This window comes from Amycolatopsis silviterrae (genome assembly GCF_042684085.1).
Lineage (GTDB): Bacteria > Actinomycetota > Actinomycetes > Mycobacteriales > Pseudonocardiaceae > Amycolatopsis > Amycolatopsis silviterrae.
In genome coordinates, this window is sequence record NZ_JBHUKS010000051.1 from 1 (window position 1) to 510 (window position 510).

Below are 510 nucleotides of genomic sequence, written 5' to 3' on the forward strand. Positions count from 1 at the left end.
TCAGGGACAGTGCCTGATGGGTAGTTTAACTGGGGCGGTTGCCTCCTAAAGGGTAACGGAGGCGCCCAAAGGTTCCCTCAGCCTGGTTGGCAATCAGGTGTTGAGTGCAAGTGCACAAGGGAGCTTGACTGTGAGACAGACATGTCGAGCAGGGACGAAAGTCGGGACTAGTGATCCGGCACCTCCTGGTGGAAGGGGTGTCGCTCAACGGATAAAAGGTACCCCGGGGATAACAGGCTGATCTTGCCCAAGAGTCCATATCGACGGCATGGTTTGGCACCTCGATGTCGGCTCGTCGCATCCTGGGGCCGGAGTAGGTCCCAAGGGTTGGGCTGTTCGCCCATTAAAGCGGCACGCGAGCTGGGTTTAGAACGTCGTGAGACAGTTCGGTCCCTATCCGCCGCGCGCGCAGGATACTTGAGGAAGGCTGTCCCTAGTACGAGAGGACCGGGACGGACGGACCTCTGGTGTGCCAGTTGTCACGCCAGTGGCATGGCTGGTTGGCTATGT

The 510-nt window shown here is 59.0% G+C and carries 1 rRNA gene; it reads left to right on the forward strand.

The features are described from left to right. A 23S ribosomal RNA gene (locus tag ACFSVL_RS46615) occupies positions 1–510 on the forward strand; the annotation flags it as partial.